This window comes from Mesorhizobium sp. BR1-1-6 (assembly GCF_020165355.1).
Taxonomy (GTDB): domain Bacteria; phylum Pseudomonadota; class Alphaproteobacteria; order Rhizobiales; family Rhizobiaceae; genus Mesorhizobium.
Genome location: NZ_JAIUHZ010000007.1, coordinates 211535 through 235431, shown reverse-complemented (window position 1 = coordinate 235431; position 23897 = coordinate 211535). Strand labels below are relative to the sequence as shown.

Here is a 23897-nt window from a genome sequence, read left to right as displayed (position 1 = left end):
CATCGCGTACTTGGCAAGCAAAGCAAATGCCAGCATGAATGATGGCAAGAAAGCGGCCGACTCGTGCCGCGGATGTTTGGCGGGGCACGGATCACCTCATGCGCATGAAGTCGCTTGCAGTAATTGCCGCACTGGCGCTGTCGACCGCACTCGCCGGTTGCAGCACCATTGGCGGGCAGATATTCTCCAACGACTATGGCGCGGTGACCGACGCCGGCTACCAGCTGCCGCGCATCCCGATCGAAAAGGTGCCCGCGAAGTATCACCGGCAGGAGGTGAACTACGACACCAAGGAAAAGCCGGGCACCATCATCGTCGATACACAGAACAAGTTCCTCTACTTCGTCGAGGGTGACGGCCGGGCAATTCGCTACGGCATCGGCGTCGGCCGCGAGGGCTTCGAGTGGCATGGCACCGCCCATGTCGCCATCAAGCGCGAATGGCCGACCTGGACGCCGCCGTCGCAGATGATCAAGCGCCAGCCGGAACTCGCCAAGTTCGCCGGCGGCATGGAGCCGGGCCTGAAGAACCCGCTCGGCGCGCGCGCTCTGTACCTGTTCAACAAGGGCGGTGACATGGGCTATCGCCTGCATGGCAGCCCGGAATGGAACTCGATCGGCAAGGCGATGTCGTCGGGCTGCATCCGGCTGATGAACCAGGACATCATCGACCTTTACGATCGCGCCGAGGTCGGCGCCAAGGTCATCGTTCTCTGACCGTGACCGCGAGGTTCATGGTCAAAACCGTTCGTACGCGGACCGTCTAGGCAACAACGGACGTCCCCAACAAAAAACCGGGCAATTCGGCCCGGTTTTTTGTTGCTTGCTTTTTGAGAATCGTCGCCGCGCTCGGCGAAGACGAATGGTCAGGCGACCTGTTCGACCTGCTGGACCTCGGGAACGAAGTGGCGGAGCAGGTTCTGGATGCCGTGCTTCAGCGTCGCCGTCGATGACGGGCAGCCGGCGCAGGCGCCCTTCATGTGCAGGAACACGGTGCCGTTCTCGAAGCCGCGGAAGGTGATGTCGCCGCCATCCTGGGCCACTGCCGGGCGCACCCGTGTGTCGAGCAGCTCCTTGATGGTGATGACGAGTTCCTCGTCGGCCTTGTCGTAGAACTCGCCGGTCTGGCTGGTCTCCGCGGCCGGGCCGGCATTGGCCATGACAGGCGCGCCGGACATGAAATGCTCCATGATGGCGCCCAGGATCGCCGGCTTCAGATGCTGCCAGTCGGGCCCGTCCTTGGTCACGGTGATGAAGTCGTAGCCGAAGAAGACGCCGGTGACGCCCGGTATTTCGAACAGCCGGCCGGCCAGCGGCGAGGCCGTCGCCGCACTATCGGCATCACGGAAATCGGCGGTGCCTTCCAAAAGCACTTCCTTGCCGGGCAGGAATTTCAGCGTCGCCGGGTTTGGCGTCGATTCGGTCTGGATGAACATGGCCGTCTCCGTGCCCGTCTCGGGCAGATAGTTTGGAATAATTCTAAATAAGCTCTATCGGCTGGACATTCAAGCGAAACGCGTCGCCCGAACGGCTGGCTGGCGGAATGTTTTTGCGACTCCTGCCAAGCACTATGAAGTGTGTCGAGATTCGGGTCAGGCCGAGTCGAAAATGGTGGTTTCCGAGAACCGGAGCGGAGCGTACTTGAAGTACGTGAGCACCGGAAGCGCAGGAACCCGCCATTTGTAGGCCGGCATCACCCGAATATCGATACACTTCAGGCGAGGCTGTCGATCTCCTCGTCCGAAAGGTTTTGCGGCACCACGGTCACCGGGATAGGGAAGGCGGCGCCCTTGCCGGCCACCGCGCCGACCAGCGGCCCGGGCCCTTCCTTGCCGGCGCCGGCCGCCAGCACCAGGATGGCAATATCCTGATCTTCCTCGATCAGCTTGTGGATCTCTTCGGTGGGCTTGCCCTCGCGCACCACCATCTCGGGTTCGATGCCGAGCTTCTGGCGCACCTTGTTGGCATAGCTGTCGAGCGCGGTGCGTGCGGTGGCGGTCGCCTCCTCGCGCATGATCTTCTCGACGCCCAGCCAGTGCTGGAAATCGTCCGGTTCGATGACATAGAGCAGCACCAGCACGCCGCTGGTGCTCAGCGCCCGCTTCGAGGCGTAGGCGACGGCGCGCTCGCATTCGGGCGTATCGTCGATGATCGCCAGGAACTTCCGGCGATGTCCGGCTTCGCGGCTGAGGCGTTTGGAGACCATGTCTATTTACTCGATGTCATTTCGGCCGCAATCTGCCACTGCGGCTGACCGGCGGCAAGCCGCCGGTCTTTGGCCGGTATGGTGCGGGGCATAAGGATGCGGATCAGTCCTGCAGCAGCCCGATGATGTCGCGCACCGTCTTCATCGTCGCTTCGGCCAGCACGCCGGCGCGCTCGCCGCCGTCCCGCAGTACCGCGTCGACATAGGCGCGGTCATCGGAAATGCGGCGCATTTCGGCGGCGACGGGAGCCAGTTTTTCGACTGCCAGGTCGGCCAGTGCCGGCTTGAACACCGAAAACTGCTGGCCGCCGAACTCCTTCAGCACCGCCTCTTTCGATATGTCCGCAAGGCCGGCATAAATGCCGACCAGGTTTTCCGCTTCCGGCCGGGTGGCGAGGCCGTCCACTTCGCTCGGCAAGGCTTCCGGATCGGTCTTGGCCTTGCGGATCTTCTTGGAGATGGCGTCGGCATCGTCGGTCAGATTGATGCGCGACAGATCCGACGGGTCCGACTTCGACATCTTCTTGGAGCCGTCGCGCAGGCTCATGATGCGCGCCGCCGGCCCGCCGATGACCGGCTCGGTGATCGGAAAGTAGCCGTTCACAATTTCCTCTCCGACCTGCATCTCGACGCCGACGCCAAGACCGGCGATGCGGTCCGAAAAGTCGTTGTTGAATTTCTGGGCGATGTCGCGCGTCAGTTCCAGATGCTGCTTCTGGTCCTCGCCGACCGGCACATGGGTGGCGCGGTAGAGCAGGATGTCGGCTGCCATCAGCGAGGGATAGGCAAGCAGGCCGAGCGAGGCGTTCTCGCGGTCCTTGCCGGCCTTGTCCTTGAACTGCGTCATCTTGTTCATCCAGCCGATGCGCGCCACGCAGTTGAAAATCCAGGCGAGCTCGGCGTGCTGCATCACCCGCGACTGGTTGAACACGATGTGCTTCTTCGGATCGATGCCGGAGGCCAGGAATGCCGCGGTGATGGAGCGCGTCTGGTCCTTGAGGTCGTCATAAACCAGCTGGGCCGTCAGCGAATGCAGGTCGACGACGCAGTAGATGCAGTCGGACGTCTCCTGCAGGGCGACGAATTTCTTGATGGCACCGAGATAGTTGCCAAGATGCAGATTGCCGGTCGGCTGGACGCCGGAGAAGACGAGTGGCTTGAAGGCGGACATGGTTTCCTCGTGGCTTGTGGAGGGCCGTATAAGCGTGATTCCGAAAAGTTGCAGACTTTTCGGAGCCAATCACGCGGCTGGAAACCGCGTGCGGCGAAAGTCTTGCGACGGCGCGCTTATGGACGAACATGACGCTGCGATCAAGACTGCTATTGCAGTCGGGCTGCCCGGCCTACTCGTCCAGCTCGGCGTTTACGGCTGGTGGTGTCGCTTTGCCTGAGCCGCGCTTCACATTGCGGCGGATCATGCCGAAATCGGCGCCGCCGCTGGCAAAGGCCGTGACGAAGTAGAGCAGCGCCCCGCCGGCCACCAGCCCCAGCAGCGTCGTCGCCTTGACGACCAGCGGCGAGCCGGAGCCGAGCCTGGCGCTCAGCCAGTGTTCGGCGAAATAGAGGGCGACGCCCATCACCGCCGCCGAGAGCACCAGACGCGGAATGCGCTTCAAAAGAGGCACGTCGCGGCCCCAATGGCCGCGCCGGATCAGCACCCCGAGCAGCATCAGCGCGTTGACCCAGCCGGCCACCGCCGAGGCCACGGCGATGCCGGGCGCGCCCATCCTCGGAAACAGCGTCAGCGCGGTGGCGACGTTCACCGCCACCGAGATGGCGGCGAAGATCATCGGCGTGCGTGTGTCCTCGCGGGCGAAATAGCCCGGGGTGAACGCCTTGATCAGCACGAAGGCCGGCAGGCCGAGCCCGAAGATCGCCAGGATCGCCGCCACGACAGGCGTCGAATGGTTGGCGGCGAACGCGCCGCGCTCATAGACCAGCCGCACGATCGGCTCAGACATGACCCAGAGCGCCACCGCAGCCGGCAAGGTCATGAACAAGGTGAATTCGACCGAGCGGTTCTGCAGATTGGCCGCCTCGATCAGATTGCCCGACTTCAGCGCCCGCGACAGTTCCGGCAACAGCACGATCGCAACGGCGACGCCGACCACGCCAAGTGGCAGCTGGTAGACGCGGTCGGCATAGGCGAGCGAGGAGACGGCGCTGTCCTGCGCCGAGGCGATGGCGGTGCCGATCAGCTGGTTGATCTGGGTGATGCCGCCGGTGATCGCCGCCGGCAGCGCCAGGATCAGGAGCCGCTTCACGTTCGGCGTCATCTTCGGCCGGCGGAAACCGATCGAGATGCCGGCGTTGCGAACCGCCACCCAGACGATGGCGAGCTGCACGAGGCCCGCCGCCAGAACGCCCCAGGACAGGCTGAAGCCGACGGCATGCGCATCCAGCCCATGATACCAGGCATAGCCAAGCACGCTGATCAGGATGATGTTGAGAAAGGCAGGCGCGATCGCCGCGGCGAAATAGCGGCGTAGCGAATTCAGCATGCCCGCCATCATGGCGGCCAGCGACATGCAGATGAGATAGGGGAACATGATCGTCGCCAGAGTGACGGTCGTCTCGAACTTTCCCGGCGTGTCGGCGAAACCCGGCGCCACCAGGTAGCGCACGATCAGCGGCATCGCCAGTTCCATGGCGATGGTCAGCGCCAGCAGCGCCGTGAACAGCACCCCGAACACTTCCTCTGAAAAGCGCTTGGCGCCGTCGGTGCCGTGCGTCTCGATCTCCTTGGCGAACAGCGGCACGAAGGCGGCGTTGAAGGCGCCTTCGGCGAACAGCCGGCGAAAGGTGTTGGGAAACTGGAAGGCGGCGTTGAAGGCGTCGGCCACCGGCCCGGTGCCCAGTGCTGCCGCCATCAGCATCTCGCGGCCGAAACCGAGCGCGCGGCTCATCAGCGTGCCGGAAGCGACCGTAGCGAATTTCTTGACGAGGCTCATGCGTTTGGAGACTGCCTGCGCGATTGGGACAAAGTGATGGTGGCGCTCACTCGGCGGCGGCCCTGGTCCTGCTGCCGCGTTCGGAGGCCGTGCCCTCGAGCGTCGCCGTCAGCCGGTTACGGATGGTGGTGGTGCGTGACGGGCTGTCGATCTTCTGGCCGGTGAGGTCGGTGACATAGAACGTATCGATCACCTTTTCGCCGAAGGTGGTGATGTGGGCCGACGCGATGTCGAGCGACAGGTCGGACAGCGTTCCGGTGATCTCCGACAACAGACCCGGCCGGTCCAGCCCCTCGACCTCGATCACCGAAAATCGGTTCGACAGCGTGTTGCGGATTTCGGCGCGCGGCGCGATCCGGAAGACCTTGGCGCCGCGCTTGGGCTTGGTGCGCTTCTCGATCATCTCCGGCAGCCAGCTCTTGCCCGACAGCACGTCCTCGATCAGCCGCCCGACGCGCTCGGCGCGCCGGCGCTCGTCCTCGTCGCGGTCGAACTCCCTCGAGATCAGGATCGTGTCCAGTGCGCGGCCATCCGAGGTGGTGAAGATCTGCGCGTCGACGATGTTGCCGCCGGCCGCCGCACAGGCGCCGGCGATCACCGACAGCAGGCGCGGATGGTCCTGCGCCAAAACGGTGATCTCGGTCACCGCCTCGAACTGGTGCGTCTTGACCATGGTGGCAAGCTTGTTGCCGGAGGCATCCGCCTCGCGGATGAATTCGGCGTGGCGAAGCTGGTCCGGCAGGTCGACGGTCAGCAGGTAATTCTCATAGTGCAGGCCGACATAGCGTTTGCGGATCTTGTCGGGCCAGCCGGCGAGCGCTTCGGCCAGGCACTCGCGCGCCGCCGCCGTGCGCTGGGCGCGCGACACTTCCGAGAAGCCGCCGGTGAGCAGCAGTTCGGTCTCGTAGTACAGCGTGCGCAGCAACTGGCCCTTCCAACCGTTCCAGACGCCCGGTCCGACGCCCCTGATGTCGCAGACGGTGAGGATGAGAAGCAGCTTCAGCCGCTCGACGGACTGCACGATCGAGGCGAAGTCCTCGATCGTCTTGCGATCGTTGAGATCGCGCGTCTGCGCCGTCATCGACATGACCAGATGGTTCTCGACCAGCCAGGCCACCGTTTCGGTGTCGGTGGTCGAAAGTCCCATATGCGGGCAGATGCGCCGGGCGATCCGGGCGCCGGCTTCCGAATGGTCCTCCGGCCTGCCCTTGGCGATGTCGTGCAGCAGCACGGCGACGTAGAGCGCCTCGCGGCTCTTTCTCAGTCCCGGCATCAGCGAATGCGACAGCGGATGCACCTTCTCGCCGTCGCCGCGCTCGATCTCGGCCAGCACGCCGATGCAGCGGATCAGATGCTCGTCGACCGTGTAGTGGTGGTACATCGAGAACTGCATCATGGCGACGATCTTGCCGAAATCGGGGATCAGCCGGCCGAGCAGCCCCGCCTCGTTCATGCGGCGCAGATTGAGCTCGGCGTTGCGGTCCGAGGTCAGGATGTCGAGGAACAGCCGGTTGGCCTCCTCGTCGCGCCGGAGCGATTTGTTGACCAGGCCGAGCGAGCGGGTGAGCAGCTTCAGCGCGTCGGGGTGAAACTCCAGCCCGTGCTTGTCGGCGAACCAGAACAGCCTGAGCAGATTGACCGGATCGCGCTCGAACACCTGGTCGTCGGCGATGTTGATACGGTGGTTGTCGACGATGAAATCCGACGTGCCGGCAAGCTTGCGCTTGCGGCGCTGGAAGGTGAGGAAGATGCGGTTGAAGCCCGGCACATGCTTGGCCTGCTCCTCTTCGAGCGCGGCGCAGAAGATGCGGGTCAGGTCGCCGACATCCTTGGCGACGAGGAAATAGTGCTTCATGAAGCGCTCGACCGCCGACAGGCCGGGATGCGTGGTGTAGCCCAGCCGCTCCGCGATCTCGCGCTGGATGTCGAAATGCAGCCGCTCCTCGGCCTTGCCGGTGAGGAAATGCATGTGACAGCGCACGGCCCACAGGAAATCCTCGGCCTTCTGGAATTCGCGGTATTCGGCCTGCGTGAAGACGCCCTTCTCGACCAGCTCCTCGCCGGTGCGCACCCGGTAGAAATATTTGCCGATCCAGAACAGCGTCTGCAGGTCGCGCAGGCCGCCCTTGCCGTCCTTGACGTTGGGCTCGACCAGATAGCGGCTTTCGCCGGCCTTGGCATGGCGCTCGTCGCGTTCGGCGAGCTTGGCCTGCACATATTCCGGTCCGGTGGTGCGCACCACCTCATGGTCGAAGCGCAGCATCAGTTCGTCGTAGAGCTTCTGCTCACCCCACAGGAAGCGCGCTTCCAGGATCGAGGTGCGGATGGTGATGTCGGTGCGCGACAGCCTGAGGCATTCCTCGATGTTGCGGGTCGCGTGGCCGACCTTCAGCCCGAGGTCCCACAGCATGTAGAGCATGTATTCGACTGTCTGTTCGCCCCACGGCGTCTGCTTGTAGGGCAGCAGGAACAGGAGGTCGATGTCGGATCCCGGCGCCAGCGTGCCGCGCCCATAGCCGCCGACCGCGACGACGGCCATGCGTTCGGCGACCGACCGGTTCTTTACCCGGTAGACATGGGTCGCGACAAAATCGTAGAGCGCCCGGATCAGCTCATCCATCAGATGCGACAGCCGCTCGGCGCAGGCATTGCCGCCGCCATCCTGCTTCAGCATGGCCTCGGCTGTTTTGCGGCCCGCGGCGAGCCGGCCCTTGAGAAGCTGGAGAACCCCGGCGCGGGCGGCCGATCCGGAGCCGTCCCCGGTCGTGGCCGCCGTCAGCGCGGTCATCTCGCGGCGCAAGGCGTCGCCGTCGATCAGTTCATCGAGCTTCAAGGAGATTTTCGCCATGGTACCGGTTGGCCTTGCCTTTTGGGCGGCGTCTATAGCGCGTTTCCGCGGCGCTGGGTATGGGGGCGGGTTGACGCGTTTCCATGGTGCGGGACACCCGCGACAATAAAATTCAAGCCAGTCCTTGACCTTCCAGTTACTGGAAGGACTACCTCCGGCTCGAAGCAGTTTGATAGAGGCATTCGAAATGACGCATTCAGATCACGATCATCACGCGCATGGTGGTTGCTGCGCGGCAAAAGGTGCGGCCGTGGATGCGGGCGCCGTCACACGCGATCCGGTCTGCGGCATGACCGTCGATCCAGCCGCCGGCAAGCCGACATCGCAGCATGCTGGCCGTCTCTATCATTTCTGCAGCGAAAGCTGCCGTTCGAAATTCCGGGCCAAGCCGGAAACATACCTGACCGCCACCGACCCCGTCTGCGGCATGAGCGTGGACCGCGCCACGGCAAAGCATTTTCTGCGCCATGACGGCCAGGGCTTCTATTTCTGCTCCGCCGGCTGCAAGTCGAAATTCGAGGCGGCGCCGCAAACCTATCTCGGCGACAGACCGGCGCCGGAAGCGATGCCGAAGGGCACGCAATACACTTGCCCGATGCATCCCGAGATCATCCGTGACAAGCCCGGCTCCTGCCCGATCTGCGGCATGGCTCTCGAGCCGATGGGCGTTCCGACCGGTGACGAGGGGCCAAATCCCGAACTGGTCGATTTCACCAGGCGGTTCTGGGTCAGTGCGGTGCTCTCGGTGCCCCTTCTCATCGTCGCCATGGCGCCGATGATCGGTCTGTCGTTCGAGAAGCTGGTCGATGACCGGACAAAAGTCTGGATCGAGCTGGCGCTCGCGAGCCCGGTCGTGCTTTGGGCCGCATTTCCGTTCTTTCATCGTGGTTGGGATTCGATCCGCAACCGCAGCCCGAACATGTGGACGCTGATTTCGCTCGGCGTCGGTGCGGCCTATCTCTACAGCGTCGTCGCGACGCTGTTCCCGGACATTTTTCCGCATCAGTTCCGCGGCCATGGCGGGGCGGTGCCGGTCTATTTCGAGGCCGCAGCCGTCATCGTCGCGCTGGTCTTTCTCGGCCAGGTGCTGGAACTGCGCGCCCGCGAAAAGACCGGCTCGGCCATCCGCGCCCTGCTCGACCTTGCGCCCAAGACCGCCCGCCGCATAGGAGAGGACGGTTCGGAGAGCGATGTGCCGCTGGACAGCGTCAAGGCCGGCGAGCGCCTGCGCATCCGGCCCGGCGATGCCGTGCCGGTCGATGGCACCGTGCTCGAAGGCCGCTCTTCCATCGACGAATCCATGATCACGGGCGAACCGTTGCCGGTCGAGAAAGCCGAAGGTGATACCCTCACCGGCGGCACGCTCAACAAGAACGGCTCGCTGATCATGCGCGCCGAGCGGATCGGCGCCGAGACCACGCTCTCGCGCATCGTCGAGCTGGTCGCCAAGGCGCAACGCTCGCGCGCGCCGATACAAGGGTTGGCCGATCGCGTTTCCTTCTACTTCGTCCCGGCTGTCGTTCTGGTCGCCATCGCTGCCTTTGTCGCCTGGGCGATCTTTGGGCCCACGCCCAGCCTGATCTTCGCCATCGTCTCGGCGGTCTCGGTGTTGATCATTGCCTGTCCCTGCGCACTCGGCCTCGCCACGCCGATGTCGATCATGACCGCCACCGGACGTGGCGCCCACGCCGGCGTGCTGATCAAGGAGGCCGCCGCGCTCGAACGCTTCGCTTCCGTCGATACGCTGATCGTCGATAAGACGGGGACACTGACCGAAGGCCGGCCGAAACTGACGGATGTCGTGGCGGCCGATGGGTTTTCGGAGGAGGAATTGCTGGGCCTCGCCGCGAGCCTGGAGAAGGGCTCGGAGCATCCCCTGGCCGAGGCTATTGTCGAAGGCGCCGCGACCCGCGGTGTAAGGGTCGCCGAAGCCAATGGCTTCGAGGCGGTCACCGGCAAGGGTGTTTCCGGTGCCGTTTCGGGCAGGAATGTAGCGCTCGGCAACGCCGCGATGATGCGTGATCTCGGCGTCGACGTGTCCACCGTTTCGGCCGCGGCCAAGGCGCTGCAAGGCGATGGCAAGACGGCGATGTTCGTCGTCGTGGACAGGAAACTGGCCGGCATCGTCGCCGTCGCCGATCCGGTCAAGGCGACCACCGCCGAGGCGATCAAGGCCCTGCACGACAGCGGCTTGAGGATCATCATGGCGACCGGCGACAATGAGCGCACGGCAAACGCGATCGCCAGAAGCCTCGGCATCGACGAAGTCCGCGCCGGCCTATTGCCGGAACAGAAGGGCGCGCTGGTCGAGGAATTGCGCGGCAAGGGCGCCGGCGTCGCCATGGCCGGCGACGGCGTCAACGACGCACCGGCCTTGGCCGCCGCCGATGTCGGTATCGCCATGGGCACCGGCGCCGATGTCGCCGTCGAAAGCGCCGGCATCACATTGGTCAAGGGCGACCTCAACGGCATCGTGCGTGCCCGCACACTGGCCCAGGCGACCATCCGCAATATCAGGCAGAACCTGTTCTTCGCCTTCCTCTACAATGTGCTTGGCGTGCCGGTTGCGGCCGGCGTGCTCTATCCGCTGACCGGCACGCTGTTGTCGCCGATGCTGGCGGCGGCGGCGATGAGCCTGTCCTCGGTTTCAGTGATCGCCAATGCGTTGCGGCTGAGGACATTGAAACTTTGAGCCGATCCCCCAAATACGAAACCCGATCAACAGGAGACCATCAATGACCTTGGCCAAAAAAATCGTGCTGCTGCTGATGGCGGCTGGAATGCTGGTTGCCGTCTTTCTCGAAAGCGTTCCCGCACAAAGCGAGGAGATGAAGCACGACATGGCCGGCATGGCGACGGGGGCGGAAGGCCCGTCGACCGCAGGCTACAAGGCGGCGATGAACAAGATGCACGCCGACATGATGGCCTCCAAATACACCGGCGATGCCGACGTCGATTTCGTCCGCGGCATGATCCCTCACCACCAGGGCGCCATCGACATGGCCAGGGTCGAACTCGCCAACGGCAAGGACCCCGAGATCCGCAAGCTGGCCGAGGCGGTCATCGCGGCGCAGGAAGCCGAGATCAAGCAGATGCAGGACTGGCTCGCCGCCCATCCGGTGAAGTAAGCTTTCGCGGCTCGGCGAGAACGCCTCTGAATTTCTCGTCCGGCCTGTGATGCGATCCCGTCTCAACTGGAGCCTGCCATGCCATCGAGCGTCAGAACCACCACGCTGCCCTGCGGCGAAGCCATCCCCGTTCTCGGCCAGGGCACCTGGAAAATGGGCGAGGATTCGCGCCGCCGCGCGGAGGAGGTGAATGCCCTCAAGCTTGGTCTCGATCTCGGCGTCAAGCTGATCGACACCGCCGAAATGTACGCCAGCGGCGGCGCCGAGGAGGTGGTGGCCGAAGCCATTGCCGGGCAGCGTGCCGAGGTCTTCCTGGTCTCGAAGGTGCTGCCGTCCAACGCCTCGCGCGCCGGCGTGCAGCGCGCCTGCGAAAACAGCCTGAAGCGCCTCGCCACCGACCGTATCGATCTTTATCTGCTGCATTGGCCGGGCAGCGTGCCCCTGGCCGAAACCGTCGAAGCTTTCGAGGCGCTGAAGAAAGCCGGCAAGATCCGCCACTGGGGCGTCAGCAATTTCGACACCGGGGAGATGGAAGAGCTGGTCGGCCTGCCCGACGGCGGCAACGTCCAGACCAACCAGGTGCTCTACAATCTGGTCCGGCGCGGCCTTGAGTTCGATCTGGCGCCCTGGAGCCGGAAACGCGGAATTCCTCTTATGGCCTATTCGCCGGTCGAGCAGGGCGCCTTGGCGCGCAATGCCAGTTTAGACGCGGTCGCAGACCGCCACGGTGCGACACCGGCGCAAATCGCACTGGCCTGGGTGATGCACCAGGATGGCGTCATCGCCATTCCCAAGGCCAGCAGCCAGGACCATGTCCGCCAGAATGTCGCGACACTCGACATCGAGCTTACGCGCGAAGACCTCGCCGACCTCGACCGCGCCTTCCCGCCGCCGAGCCGCAAACGCGGGCTGGAGATGATCTGAGCGTTATCGGTGAAGCTGCCAATCTCCCCCCTCGAGGGGGAGATGCCCGGCAGGGCAGAGGGGGGCGCTGTCCCGCCAACACATCAATTTTTACAACGACGGCTTCCGCGCTGGCATACTCCGGCGAGCATCGCCAGAGGGCAAGTTAATCAAGGCCGCCACTCTACGAGGCCCCCCTCTGTCCTGCCGGACATCTCCCCCTCAAGGGGGGGAGATTGGCGGTTTCGGCGATACCGCCATGCCAGCAGGTTCAATTTACATCCCCGCCAACCCCTTCAACCGATAAAGCGCTTCCAGCGCTTCCCTCGGCGTCATCTCATCGGGATTGATGTCACTGAGTGCGACGCCCAGCGCATCGCTCTTGACCGGCTTCTGCGCTTCCCGCTTCACCGCCACGGAAAACAGCGGCAGGTCGTCGACCAGCCGGTTGGTCTTGCCCGAAACCTCGCCTTCCTCGAGCTGGTGCAGCACTTCCTTGGCACGGTCCACCACCGCCTCCGGCAGGCCGGCCAGCCGCGCCACCTGGACGCCGTAGGAGCGGTCGGCCGCGCCCTTGCCGACCTCGTGCAGGAAGACGACGTCGTTCTCCCATTCCTTGACCCGCATGGTGACGTTGTGGAGCCGCGCCAGCTTGCCGGCAAGCGAGGTCATTTCGTGGAAATGCGTGGCGAAGATCGCCCGGCAGCGGTTCTTCTCGTGCAGATATTCCACCGCAGCCCAGGCGATCGACAGGCCGTCGAACGTGGCGGTGCCGCGGCCGATCTCGTCGAGGATTACCAGCGCCCGTTGGCCGGCCTGGTTGAGGATCGCCGCCGTCTCGACCATCTCGACCATGAAGGTCGATCGGCCGCGCGCCAGATCGTCCGAGGCGCCGACGCGGGAAAAGAGGCGGTCGACGACGCCGATATGGGCCGATGTCGCCGGGACGAAAGAGCCGGTCTGGGCCAGGATGGCGATCAGCGCGTTCTGCCGCAGGAATGTTGATTTACCGCCCATATTGGGGCCGGTCAGCAGCCAGATCGCGCCGTTCTTGGCGCTGCCCTCCGGCGACAGGTCGCAGTCATTGGCCACGAACGGCCCTTCGCCCGAGCGCCGCAGCGCCTGTTCGACCACGGGATGGCGCCCACCCGAAATCTCGAAGGCAAGGCTGGCGTCGACCAGCGGCCGGCACCAGGCCTCGCTTTCCGACAAAAGCGCGAGCGCCGCCGACACGTCCAGCACGGCGAGCGCATCGGCCCCGGCGCGGATCTTCTCCGCTTCGCCGACCGCTTCCGCCGTCAGCGCGTCGAAGGCGGCAAGCTCGATGCTCAGCGCCCGGTCGGCGGCATTGGCGATCTTTGTTTCCAGCTCCGCCAGCTCCGTCGTGGTGAAGCGCATGGCGTTGGCCATGGTCTGGCGGTGGATGAAGCGCGCCTTGGCGCCATCGCTGCCGGTCATCACCGCGTGATGGTTGGCGGTCACCTCGATGTAGTAGCCGAGCACATTGTTGTGCCGGATCTTCAGGGACCGAATGCCGGTCTCCTCGATCAGCGAACGCTCCAGCCCGGCGATCACTTTTCGCGACTCGTCGCGCAGCGCCCGCATCTCGTCGAGCTCGGCGTTGTAGCCGCCTCGGATGAAGCCGCCGTCGCGCTTCAGCAGCGGCAGTTCCTCGCCAAGTGCCTGCGTCAGATGCCCGGCAAGCGCGTGCGGCAGCGCCCGGATGGCGGCGAGCGCCGCCGCCAATTCCTGGGGCAGGGCGGTCGCGGCAAAGACCTCCGCGATCGCGCCGGCCGCCTCGAAGCCGGCGCGCAGCGCGCCGAGGTCGCGCGGGCCGCCGCGGTTGAGCGCCAGCCGCGACAACGCGCGCGGCATGTCGGCGACGCTCTTCAGGCTCGCCCGCACGGCCTGGCAAAGCCGCGTCTCGGAACGGAAGAACGACACCGAATCCAGCCGCGCGGCAATTGCCGCCGGATCGGTCAGCGGCGCCATCAGCCGGTCGGCGAGCAGCCTGGCGCCGCCGCCGGTCACCGTGCGGTCGATCGCCTTGAACAATGAGCCTTCACGGCTGCCCGACAGCGTGCGCAGGAGTTCCAGGTTGCCGCGCGTCGCCGGGTCGATGAACAGGGTCGAGCCGGCCTCCTCGCGCTCGGGGCGCGACAGCGGCGGCCGCTCGGCCTTCTGCGTCTTTTCGACATAGGCGATGGCGCCCGAGATCGCCGACAGCTCGGCACGGGAAAACGCACCAAAGCTGTCCGGTGTCGCCACCTCGAAGAAGCGGGCGATGCGCGCGGCCGCCGAGGCCGAATCGAACAGGCTCGGCGGCTGCGGGTTGGCGACGCGGCCGAGCATGTCGAATACCGGTCGCAATTCGGGATCGTGGAACACCGGATCGGCGACGATCAGTTCGCGCGGATCGACGCGGAAGATGTCGGCGAGCAGCCGGTCTGCGGTGGTGTCTGTGACCCGGAAGGCGCCGGTCGAAATGTCGATCCAGGCTAGGGCAAAGCTCCCCTGGTTCCCGGTCGCGCCGCCGCGCTCCCCGCCTCTTGCATCGCTGCTGCCCTTCACCCGTCCCAGCGCCATCAGGAAACTCGATTCCGACGGCGCCAGCAATTTGTCCTCGGTGATGGTGCCAGGCGTCACCAGCCGCACCACATCGCGGCGCACCACCGATTTGGAGCCGCGCTTCTTGGCTTCGGCCGGATCCTCGATCTGCTCGCAGACGGCGACGCGGAAACCCTGCGCGATCAGTTTCTGCAGATAGTCATCCGCCGCATGCACCGGCACGCCGCACATCGGGATGTCGTGGCCCTGATGCTTGCCGCGCTTGGTCAGCACGATGCCGAGCGCCCGGCTCGCCTTCTCCGCATCCTCGAAGAACAGCTCGTAGAAATCGCCCATCCGGTAGAACAGCAGCGAATCCGGGTTCGCCGCCTTGATCTCGATGAACTGCTCCATCATCGGCGTGACGCCGCCAGCGGCTGCCGGCGTGATCGCCTCGGGAGCGTCCGGTTCGTTTTGAATGTGCATGTTCATGCGCTCACGCTAGCAGATGTGGCGGCGGGGTTTAATGCCGGCCATTGGAAAAGCAGGGGAAGAACGGAGATCAACCACCATTGAACGCCATGCGTCCTTCCGACGCCAGTTCGGTAACGCTTGGCGGTTTACACGCGGCGGCGCGTAGTCTTAATTCGGAATCACACAAGGCACCCGCCTCAAGGAGGTGCCGCATGGCGAGGAAATCAAAAGCATCATGGCAAGGAAAACCGAAAACAGCGGTCCGTCCGTTAGCGCGCAGGAAGCGCTCGAATTCCACGCCATGGGGCGGCCCGGCAAGCTCGAGATCGTCGCCACCAAGCCGATGGCCACGCAGCGCGATTTGAGCCTCGCCTATTCGCCTGGCGTTGCCGTGCCGGTGCTGGCCATCGCGGAGGATCCCAGCCGCGCCTTCGACTACACGTCGCGCGGCAACATGGTCGCCGTCATCTCCAACGGCACCGCGATCCTGGGCTTGGGCAATCTCGGCGCGCTGGCCTCCAAGCCGGTCATGGAGGGAAAGGCGGTGCTGTTCAAGCGCTTCGCCGACGTCGATTCCATCGACCTCGAGGTCGACACCGAGGACGCCGACGAGTTCATCAACTGCGTACGCTTCCTTGGGCCCTCCTTCGGCGGCATCAACCTGGAGGACATCAAGGCGCCGGAATGCTTCATCATCGAGCAGCGGTTGCGCGAGCTGATGGACATCCCGGTCTTCCACGACGACCAGCACGGCACCGCCATCATCTCGGCCGCCGGCCTGATCAACGCGCTGGAGATCACCGGCCGCGACATGAAGACCACCAGGATGGTCTGCAACGGCGCCGGTGCGGCCGGCATCGCCTGTATCGAGCTGATGAAGGCGATGGGCTTTGCGCCCGAAAACATCATCCTGTGCGACACCAAGGGCGTGGTCTTCCAGGGCCGCACCGAAGGCATGAACCAGTGGAAGTCGGCGCATGCGGTCAAGACCGACGCGCGGTCGCTGGCCGAGGCGCTGGACGGCGCCGACGTGTTCCTCGGCCTTTCCGCCAAGGGCGCGCTGACCACCGCCATGGTGCGTTCCATGGCCAAGAACCCGATCATCTTCGCCATGGCCAACCCCGATCCCGAGATCACGCCCGAGGAAGTGGCGGAGATCCGCACCGACGCCATCATGGCGACCGGGCGTTCGGATTATCCCAATCAGGTCAACAACGTGCTCGGCTTCCCCTATATTTTCCGCGGCGCGCTGGATGTGCGGGCCACCACCATCAATGACGACATGAAGATCGCCGCCGCGCGTGCGCTTGCCGACCTGGCACGCAAGGACGTGCCCGACGACGTCGCCGCAGCCTACCAGGGCAACCGGCCGAAATTCGGCCCCAACTACATCATCCCGGTGCCGTTCGATCCGCGCCTGATCTCGGCCATTCCGCTGGCCGTCGCCAGGGCGGCGATGGATTCTGGCGTCGCCCGCAAGCCGATCCTCGATCTCGACCGCTACGCGCAGGAGCTGTCGGCCCGCCGTGATCCGATCGCCTCGACCTTGCAGCGCATTTACGACCGTGTGCGCCGCCAGCCCAAGCGCATCGTCTTCGCCGAGGGCGAGGAGGAGCAAGTGATGCGCGCCGCCGTCTCCTATGTGAACCAGCGGCTCGGCACCGCCATCCTGCTCGGCCGCGACGACGTCATCAAGGAGAACGCCAGGCACGCCGGCATCGACCTCGACAAGCAGGGGCTGGAGATCATCAATGCTCGCCTGTCGCGCCGCAATTCGGTCTATACCGATTATCTCTACGAGCGCATGCAGCGCAAAGGCTTCCTGTTCCGCGACTGCCAGCGCCTGATCAACAACGACCGCAACCATTTCGCCGCCTGCATGGTGGCGCTGGGGGATGCCGACGGCATCGTCACCGGCGTCACCCGCAACTATTCCACCGCGCTCGACGATGTCAGGCGCGTCATCGACGCCAAGCCGGGCCATCGCGTCATCGGCGTGTCGATCGTTTTGGCGCGCGGCCGCACCGTGATCGTCGCCGACACCGCCGTGCACGACATGCCGAACGCCGAGCAGATCGCCGATATCGCGGAGGAAGCGGCAGGCTTTGCCCGCCGCATGGGCTATGAGCCGAGGCTCGCCATGCTCGCCTATTCCACCTTCGGCCATCCCCACGGCGAGCGCTCCGAGCGCATCCAGGAAGCCGTGCGCATCCTCGACAAGCGCCGCGTCGATTTCGAGTATGACGGCGAGATGGCCGCCGACGTCGCGCTCAACGCCCGTGCCATGGCGCAATACCCGTTCATGAGGCTGACCGGCCCGGCCAATGTGCTGATCATGCCGGCCTTCCACTCCGCCTCGATCTCCACCAAGATGCTGCAGGAGCTCGGCGGCTCGACGGTCATCGGCCCGCTGCTGGTCGGGCTGAACAAGCCGGTGCAGATCGTCTCGCTGAACGCCAAGGACAGCGATATCGTCAACATGGCGGCGATCGCGGCCTACACGGCGGGGACCTGAGGAAGGTCCGCGCGTCGGATGCGAAAGCTGCGGCGGATCTGGTCGCGCTTAATCCGCGGAAAACACCCGCGCCGCCTCGACGACCTCCTTGACCTGGTCTTGCCGCAGCAGGTCGATGGGAATGCGCTCGTCGAGCAGCGCCGAGGGGCGGGTCAGCCACAGCCATGCCAGCCTCGGATTGCCGATCAACGACAGCACGTCTCGAATGCCCGCCACCGGCCTGCCGTCCACGAACTGCGCCAGCGGGAAGACGTGCTTGCGGCCGCCCTTGCGCAAGGCGACCACCTCGCCCCGCCTTTGCCAGCGGTGCAGGGTCGAGCGGGCAATGCGCAGGTGTTCCTCCAGATAGGTCGAACCGGCGACCCGCCCGGCCCAGTCTTCGATCAGCATTGATTCGAGATCGTCGGACTGGGTGCGCGGAAGCGGGGAGGCGGGGCCGTCGAAACCCGCCGACGGATTTGTGGCGCCCGCGGTGCCGGCTTCGCTGCGGCGCGCGGCTTCCACGGCCAGCGCACGCACGAATTTCGATGCCAGCCCCGGAAGGTCGGCATGGATGGCGTCGATGGCGCGCTGATGCTTCGGCGACAGCAAGGTGACGGCGGACGCTATGCTGCCGGCGATCTTGCCGACCGAGACCATGGTGGGTTTGTTGATGGCCTCGTCATAGTGGGCAAGCGCCCGCTCGACCTTCTCCGCGACCATGTCCGCGAAGTCGTCTTGTTTAAGACCGGTTATGTGAAATCTGTTCATGCATCTGTCTTCTGGCCGCGAGCGCTCCTCCCCGATCGCGGCCCGTTGCTGAATTTCTAATGTGGAAAGCGGAAATCGCGGCGGCAACAAATCCGGCGGCCCGACAGCTTGCTGTCTTGCATCTTGGCACCCCAACTGGCTGAGGGCGCCCAAATGTCAGTCAAGGACGCCCCGATTGCGTGTAGGTGCGATGTGTGACAGCCGCGCGACGGTGAAGCTGCCGATCTCCCCCCTCGTGGGGGAGATGCCCGGCAGGGCAGAGGGGGGCGCGAAGGATCGCTAGGTTGCGGTGGTTCCCTTCCGCGTGCCCATACTCTTCGAACTGGCGCCCCGACATGACAGTACGTTCATGCCGTTCATTTCGGGCTTGGCGGCAGTGTAGAACCCTGGAGATGCCAGCGGGACAGCGCCCCCTCTGGCCTGCCGGGCATCTCCCCCACGAGGGGGGAGATCGGCAGCTTCACCGCCCCCTACAGCAGCCCCGCCAGTTCGGCCTCGCGACGCAGATTCTGCCTTGGCCTCGGCCCGATCTGCTGGATCACCAGGCCGGCCGCCAGTGAGCCGAGATCGCCGCAGGTCTTGAGGTCGCGGCCTTGCGTGTAGCCATGCAGGAAACCGGCAGCGTAGAGATCGCCGGCGCCTGTCGTGTCGACCAGCTCCTTGATGGCGGTCGCCTGGATGACGACGGTCTCGTCGCCGCGCGCGATGACCGATCCTTTTTCCGAGCGCGTCACGGCGGCGACCTTGCAGTCCTTGCGGATCCGGGCCAGCGCCTCGTCGAAGGACGAGGTCTGGTAGAGCGACTTGATCTCGTGGCTGTTGGCGAAGACGATGTCCACGGTGCCCGAGCGCATCAGCTCGAGGAACTCGTCGCGGTAGCGGTCGACGCAGAACGAATCCGACAAGGTCATCGACACTTCGCGGCCCGCCGCGTGCGCCAGCTTGGCCGTCTGCCGGATCGCCTCCTTGGCGCGCGGCGGATCCCACAGATAGCCCTCGAAATAGGTAACCTTGGCGCCCGACGCCTTGTCGGCCTCGACGTCCTCCGGCCCGAGCTCGACGCAGGCGCCGAGATAGGTGTTCATCGAGCGCTCGCCGTCGGGGGTGACGAAGATCATCGAGCGCGCCGTCGGCGGCTCGCCCTGAAGCGGCTTGGTGTCGAAGGCGACGCCCTGGGCATGGATGTCATGCGCATAGATCTCACCGAGCGCGTCGTTGGAGACCTTGCCGAAGAAGGCGGCGCGGCCGCCGAAGGAGGCAACGCCGGCCGCCGTGTTGCCCGCGCTGCCGCCGGACGCCTCGATCGCCGGGCCCATGCGGCTGTAGAGCAGTTCGGCGCGGTGCGTGTCGATGAGGTTCATCGCGCCCTTGATGATGCCGTTGGTCTCCAGGAATTCCTCTTCGCACTGGGCGATGATGTCGACAATCGCATTGCCGATGCAAAGCACGTCATAGTCCGGCATCAATGTCTCCGCCAAAATCCGCGCCGGCTTCTTGCCATGCCGGCCGGGCGCGGGTCTAGCGATTTGCAACCGGTTTGCCTAGGCCATGTTCATATCGCGTGATGCCCAGGCGCTACGACAATTCGGTCGTGGCCGAAGCATTTCACCGCGGCTTTGCCTAAAAAGGGCCGTTCGATCCCGGCCCGAAGGCGGCAAACCCATGCCTGCAAGAAACGACATGAACACCGATCTGGCGCTGCTCGCCCTCCTGGCGGTGCTTTGGGGCGCCTCCTATACGTTCATCAAGATCGGCGTCGAGACGATCCCACCGGTGACGTTCATCGCCGCCCGCACCTTGATCGCGGGCGCGATCCTGCTGGCCATCATCCGCTGGCGCGGGCTCGCCATGCCGGGCGATGCAGCGAGCTGGCGTCGTTTCGCCTTCCAGGCGTGCCTCAACAGCGTCATCCCGTTCACCCTGATCGCCGCCGCCGAGCGCTCGGTGGATGCCGGCCTCGCCACCATCCTCAACGCGACGTCGCCTATCTTCACCTTCCTACTGACCGCGCTCATCACCCGCCATGAACCGGTGACGCTGCGCAAACTGATCGGCGTCGGCGCCGGCATTGCCGGCATCTGCCTCATCGTGGGCACACAGGCGCTGGGCGGTCTCGGCCATGAACTTTGGGCGCAGCTTGCCATCGTCCTTGCAACGGTCTGCTATGCGGGGGCGGCGATCTTCGGCCGAGGCTTCAAGGGCCTCGACCCGATGCTGCCCGCCGCCGGCTCGATGCTCTGCGGCGCCGTCATCCTGGTGCCGCTCAGCCTCGCCGTCGACCAGCCCTGGACCTTGGCGCCGTCGACGGCGTCGATCCTGGCCTTGCTCGGCCTGTCGGTGTTTTCGACCGCGCTGGCCTTCGTCATCTATTTCCGCCTGATCCACACGCTGGGCTCGGTCGGCACGACCTCGCAGGCCTATCTGCGCGTGCCGATCGGCGTCGGCATCGGCGCCGTTTTCCTTGGCGAAAGCCTGGGTTCCACGGCCTGGCTCGGCATGGCCTTCGTCGTCGCCGGCGTCGCGGCCATGACCATTCCCACCCGCAAGCCGGCGCTCGCACAATAGGCAGACAGGGCAATCGCCTCAGACCACATGGCTCCGATTGTCGAGGTAGCGCCGCCCCTCATCCGCCTGCCGGCGTTCGTCACTCGAAAAGCCAAGCAGTTGGCTTTTCGTCCGCTTCGCGGACGCTCCTCAACTCCCCGTAAGTGACGGGGAGAAGGGCGCTGTCATCACTGGTTTCGCCAATCACCACGTTGCGATGGAGGCACCGGGGTTGCCGCCAGCTCCTCTCTCCCCGTTCTACGGGGAGAGATGTCCGGCAGGACAGTGAGGGGCGGCGCCGGCGCTCGCAAGAGGGGTGATGCGGAGAGTTCGAAACCTGAAACGACCGCCTTGACCCACGGCAGGCAATAGAGCTTGTGACCGGCGAACCTGCTGCCTATCCTCCCAGGGGCAATCCGCCGAAGCGAGGAAGCACCGTGATCTCCAGCGCCGCCCGTGCCGCCGCCGGCCAGTTGTTGTCGCCCGAATTCCGCGCCGTCTTCCTCAAGACGCTGGGCTTGACTGTGCTTGCTCTGGTTGCCTTGTGGTTCGGGCTGACCAGCCTCGTCGAGTGGCTGGCGCTGCCATGGCTGCAGACGCTCTTTCCCGGCCTGCCGTCCTGGGCCGGTTGGCTGGGCGGCATCATCGCGGCCATCGCGCTTGCTTTCGGCATGGCGCTGCTCGTCGCGCCGGTCACGGCCGTCATCGCCGGTCTGTTCCTCGACGATGTCGCCGAAGTGGTGGAGCGTACCGATTATCCCGGCGATCCGCCCGGCCGCGCCATGCCGGCGCTGCGCTCGCTGGTGCTGGCGATAAAGTTCTTCGGCGTCGTCGTTTTGGGCAACATCGTCGCCCTGCTGCTCCTGCTGGTGCCGGGCATCAACATCGCCGCCTTTTTCATCGTCAACGGCTACCTGCTTGGGCGCGAGTTCTTCGAATTCGCCGCTATGCGCTTCCGTCCGGAAGAAGAGGCCAGGGCCTTGCGCCGGCACCATGCCGGGACGGTCTTTCTCGCCGGCCTGGTGATAGCGGCCTTCCTTGCCGTGCCGGTGCTCAATCTGGTGACGCCGCTCTTCGCCGCAGCCATGATGGTGCATCTGCACAAGGCGATCTCGGCCCGGCCCGATCGGGGGAGCAAGCCGTTCCGTTGATGCGCCAGTCCCTACCGCAGCAGAAAGCCGCGCCCCAGTTCGTCGTCGGGCTCGACGATGAATTCCGCCCGGCCGCAATAGTAGGCGCGGCCGCCGACGCGGGCGATGATCGCTTCATGCGGTCCGGCTTTCGCCGTCCGCGCCACCGCGCCGGAAAAGTGCGAGCCGGCGATGCTCTCGAAAGTGCGTGTCTGGCCTGTTGCGATCTCGCCCTTGGCATGCATCGCCGCCAGCCGGGCGGTCACGCCGGAACCGGTCGGCGAGCGGTCGACCTGCGCCTCGGCGAAGACGCAGACGTTTTTCGTCGGCTCACCGGAAAACGCGTCCTTCCCGTCAGTCAGGATCGTACCGTAGAGGAAGGCGAGGTCGACATGGTCGGGGTGCGACAGGGGGAATTCCTGCTTCAGCCTTTCGGTCAGCGCCGTCGCCGCGTCGACGAAGTCGCGTACCCGGCCGCCGCCGAATTCGAGCCCGAACTGGTGACAGTCGGCCAGCGCATAGAATGCGCCGCCATAGGCGATGTCGAAGCCGATCGCGCCGTAGCCGGGCAGCTCGATCTTGCGGTCACGTGCGAACAAGAAAGCCGGCACGCTGTCGAACGACACAGCACCTGCCTTGCCGTCGTGCACCTCGACCGAGGCAATCACCATGCCGCAGGGCGCCTCGATGTTGACCATCGTCACCGGTTCCCGCTTGGCCACCAGCCCTTCGTCGACGGCATAGCGGCCGAGCGCGACGATGGCGTGGCCGCACATGGTCGAATAGCCCTCATTGTGCATGAACAGCACGGCAAGGTCGGCGCCCGGCAAATCGGGCTCGACCAGCAGCGCGCCGTACATGTCGTAATGGCCGCGCGGCTCGAACATCAGGATTTTCCGGAGATGATCGAGATGGTCGCGCACATGGGCGCGCTTTTCCAGGATCGTGCCCTTCGGGATATCGGGGTAACCCCCGGTGACGATCCTCAGCGGCTCGCCGCCGGTGTGCATGTCGACGACGGTCAGCGTCATGTGTTCGGCCCGCTTATCCCGATTTGCCAAACAGCGCCTGCAACTTGCCGAAGGGCATGGCGGCGCGGGCGAAGCCGAACGTGCCGTCCTGCTGGATCTCGCGCGCCGCCGTTTCCAGCATGCCATAGGCGAAGTTGGTGAGCCACGGCCCAAGCGAAACGCGCTTTGCCCCGGCCGCGGTCAGATCGGCAATGGTGAAGTCGGGCCTTGCCATGACGTTGACCGGCTTGCTCACCGCCGAGCAGACCGTGCGCACCATCTCGACGTCGCCGATGCCCGGCGCGTAGAGCACGTCGGCGCCCGCCTTCTCGAATGCCTGCAGCCGCTTGATGGTGTCGTCGAGGTCGGACTTGCCCCAGAGGAAGTTCTCCGCCCGCGCGGTGAAGACGAAATCGCGTTTCAGCGCGCGGGCCGCTTCCGCCGCCGCCGCGACGCGCTCCACCGCGTGCGAAAAATCATAGATCGGCTTGTTCGGGTCGCCGGTGTGGTCCTCGATCGAGCAGCCGGCAAGGCCGGCGGCTTCAGCCGCGAAGATGGTTTCGGCGGCCTGCTCGGCGCTGTCGCCCTTGCCGCGTTCGAGGTCGGCCGAAACCGGCAGCTCGGTTGCCGCCGTCACCTCGCGGCAATGATGGATCATCTGGTCGAAGGTCACCGCGCCGTCCGGCAGGCCGCGCGAGAAGGCGAAACCGGCGCTGGTCGTCGCCAGTGCCTTGAAACCGAAGGATCCAAGCAGCTTCGTCGTGCCGACGTCCCAAGGGTTGGGCATGACGAAGGTCGAGGCATGCAGGTCGCGAAAGATCTTGCCCTTGTCCATGGAAGTTCCCCCATCGTGTTGAGTGCGATGGCGCGGATTTTAGCTTGCCCGCCTTGC

At 65.2% G+C, this 23897-nt stretch carries 17 protein-coding genes; 7 read left to right on the top strand and 10 right to left on the bottom strand.

What is annotated here, in order from left to right; translation table 11 throughout:
- The first annotated feature begins 98 nt into the window (after positions 1-98).
- Entirely contained in the window at positions 99-716 is a 618-nt protein-coding gene (locus tag LB545_RS16625; RefSeq protein WP_140497135.1) for a L,D-transpeptidase, read from the top strand.
- Positions 717-865: 149 nt separating this feature from the next.
- Here the strand turns inward: LB545_RS16625 and LB545_RS16620 are convergent, their stop codons facing one another.
- The 5 genes from LB545_RS16620 to LB545_RS16600 form a co-directional block, all read right to left on the bottom strand.
- Complete coding sequence (locus tag LB545_RS16620; RefSeq protein ID WP_140497133.1) at positions 866-1435, bottom strand: NifU family protein; 570 nt, start codon at positions 1433-1435, stop codon at positions 866-868.
- Positions 1436-1713: 278 nt separating this feature from the next.
- Positions 1714-2205 (bottom strand): universal stress protein, encoded by a 492-nt coding sequence (locus tag LB545_RS16615; protein WP_140497131.1) that lies wholly within the window; start codon positions 2203-2205, stop codon positions 1714-1716.
- A 103-nt stretch (positions 2206-2308) separates the two neighbouring features.
- On the bottom strand, positions 2309-3376 hold the full coding sequence (gene trpS, locus LB545_RS16610) for a tryptophan--tRNA ligase (protein ID WP_140497129.1): 1068 nt from the start codon (positions 3374-3376) through the stop codon (positions 2309-2311).
- Positions 3377-3548: 172 nt separating this feature from the next.
- A complete protein-coding gene (gene murJ / locus LB545_RS16605; RefSeq protein WP_140556847.1) occupies positions 3549-5156 on the bottom strand; it encodes a murein biosynthesis integral membrane protein MurJ in 1608 nt (535 codons plus the stop codon).
- A 46-nt stretch (positions 5157-5202) separates the two neighbouring features.
- A complete protein-coding gene (locus LB545_RS16600) occupies positions 5203-8004 on the bottom strand; it encodes a [protein-PII] uridylyltransferase (protein WP_140512962.1) in 2802 nt (933 codons plus the stop codon).
- Positions 8005-8191: 187 nt separating this feature from the next.
- Between LB545_RS16600 and LB545_RS16595 the strand changes: the two genes are divergently transcribed.
- The 3 genes from LB545_RS16595 to LB545_RS16585 all read left to right on the top strand — a co-directional run bounded on the left by LB545_RS16595 (position 8192) and on the right by LB545_RS16585 (position 12056).
- Positions 8192-10696: a heavy metal translocating P-type ATPase gene (locus tag LB545_RS16595; protein ID WP_224705483.1), complete on the top strand. Its 2505-nt coding sequence runs from the start codon at positions 8192-8194 to the stop codon at positions 10694-10696.
- Positions 10697-10739: 43 nt separating this feature from the next.
- Positions 10740-11132: a DUF305 domain-containing protein gene (locus LB545_RS16590; RefSeq protein WP_140523609.1), complete on the top strand. Its 393-nt coding sequence runs from the start codon at positions 10740-10742 to the stop codon at positions 11130-11132.
- A gap of 78 nt (positions 11133-11210) precedes the next feature.
- Positions 11211-12056, top strand: a complete 846-nt coding sequence (locus tag LB545_RS16585; RefSeq protein WP_224705482.1) for an aldo/keto reductase — start codon at positions 11211-11213, stop codon at positions 12054-12056.
- A 255-nt stretch (positions 12057-12311) separates the two neighbouring features.
- Here LB545_RS16585 and mutS read toward each other — a convergent pair whose 3' ends face one another.
- Positions 12312-15074 carry a DNA mismatch repair protein MutS gene (gene mutS / locus LB545_RS16580; protein WP_140685074.1) on the bottom strand — a complete coding sequence of 921 codons (2763 nt, stop codon included), beginning with the start codon at positions 15072-15074 and terminating at the stop codon, positions 12312-12314.
- A 217-nt stretch (positions 15075-15291) separates the two neighbouring features.
- Between mutS and LB545_RS16575 the strand changes: the two genes are divergently transcribed.
- Positions 15292-17571 carry an NADP-dependent malic enzyme gene (locus tag LB545_RS16575; protein ID WP_140497115.1) on the top strand — a complete coding sequence of 760 codons (2280 nt, stop codon included), beginning with the start codon at positions 15292-15294 and terminating at the stop codon, positions 17569-17571.
- Between the two features lie 48 nt (positions 17572-17619).
- Here the strand turns inward: LB545_RS16575 and LB545_RS16570 are convergent, their stop codons facing one another.
- On the bottom strand, positions 17620-18321 hold the full coding sequence (locus LB545_RS16570; protein ID WP_140685073.1) for a hypothetical protein: 702 nt from the start codon (positions 18319-18321) through the stop codon (positions 17620-17622).
- A 470-nt stretch (positions 18322-18791) separates the two neighbouring features.
- Positions 18792-19784 carry an adenosine kinase gene (locus LB545_RS16565; RefSeq protein ID WP_140523618.1) on the bottom strand — a complete coding sequence of 331 codons (993 nt, stop codon included), beginning with the start codon at positions 19782-19784 and terminating at the stop codon, positions 18792-18794.
- Positions 19785-20001: 217 nt separating this feature from the next.
- Here LB545_RS16565 and LB545_RS16560 point away from each other — a divergent pair, with 217 nt between their 5' ends.
- Together LB545_RS16560 and LB545_RS16555 are read left to right on the top strand one after the other, a co-directional pair.
- Positions 20002-20886 carry an EamA family transporter gene (locus tag LB545_RS16560; protein WP_224705481.1) on the top strand — a complete coding sequence of 295 codons (885 nt, stop codon included), beginning with the start codon at positions 20002-20004 and terminating at the stop codon, positions 20884-20886.
- A gap of 416 nt (positions 20887-21302) precedes the next feature.
- Positions 21303-22016 carry a sulfate transporter family protein gene (locus tag LB545_RS16555; RefSeq protein WP_224705480.1) on the top strand — a complete coding sequence of 238 codons (714 nt, stop codon included), beginning with the start codon at positions 21303-21305 and terminating at the stop codon, positions 22014-22016.
- Between the two features lie 11 nt (positions 22017-22027).
- Here the strand turns inward: LB545_RS16555 and LB545_RS16550 are convergent, their stop codons facing one another.
- Together LB545_RS16550 and LB545_RS16545 are read right to left on the bottom strand one after the other, a co-directional pair.
- Positions 22028-23026, bottom strand: coding sequence for a proline racemase family protein (locus tag LB545_RS16550; RefSeq protein WP_224705479.1), 999 nt, complete (start codon positions 23024-23026; stop codon positions 22028-22030).
- A 13-nt stretch (positions 23027-23039) separates the two neighbouring features.
- The gene (locus LB545_RS16545) at positions 23040-23840 is read right to left on the bottom strand and encodes an oxaloacetate decarboxylase (protein ID WP_140523629.1); all 801 of its coding nucleotides are present in this window, start codon (positions 23838-23840) and stop codon (positions 23040-23042) included.
- Between the last annotated feature and the right edge of the window lie 57 nt (positions 23841-23897).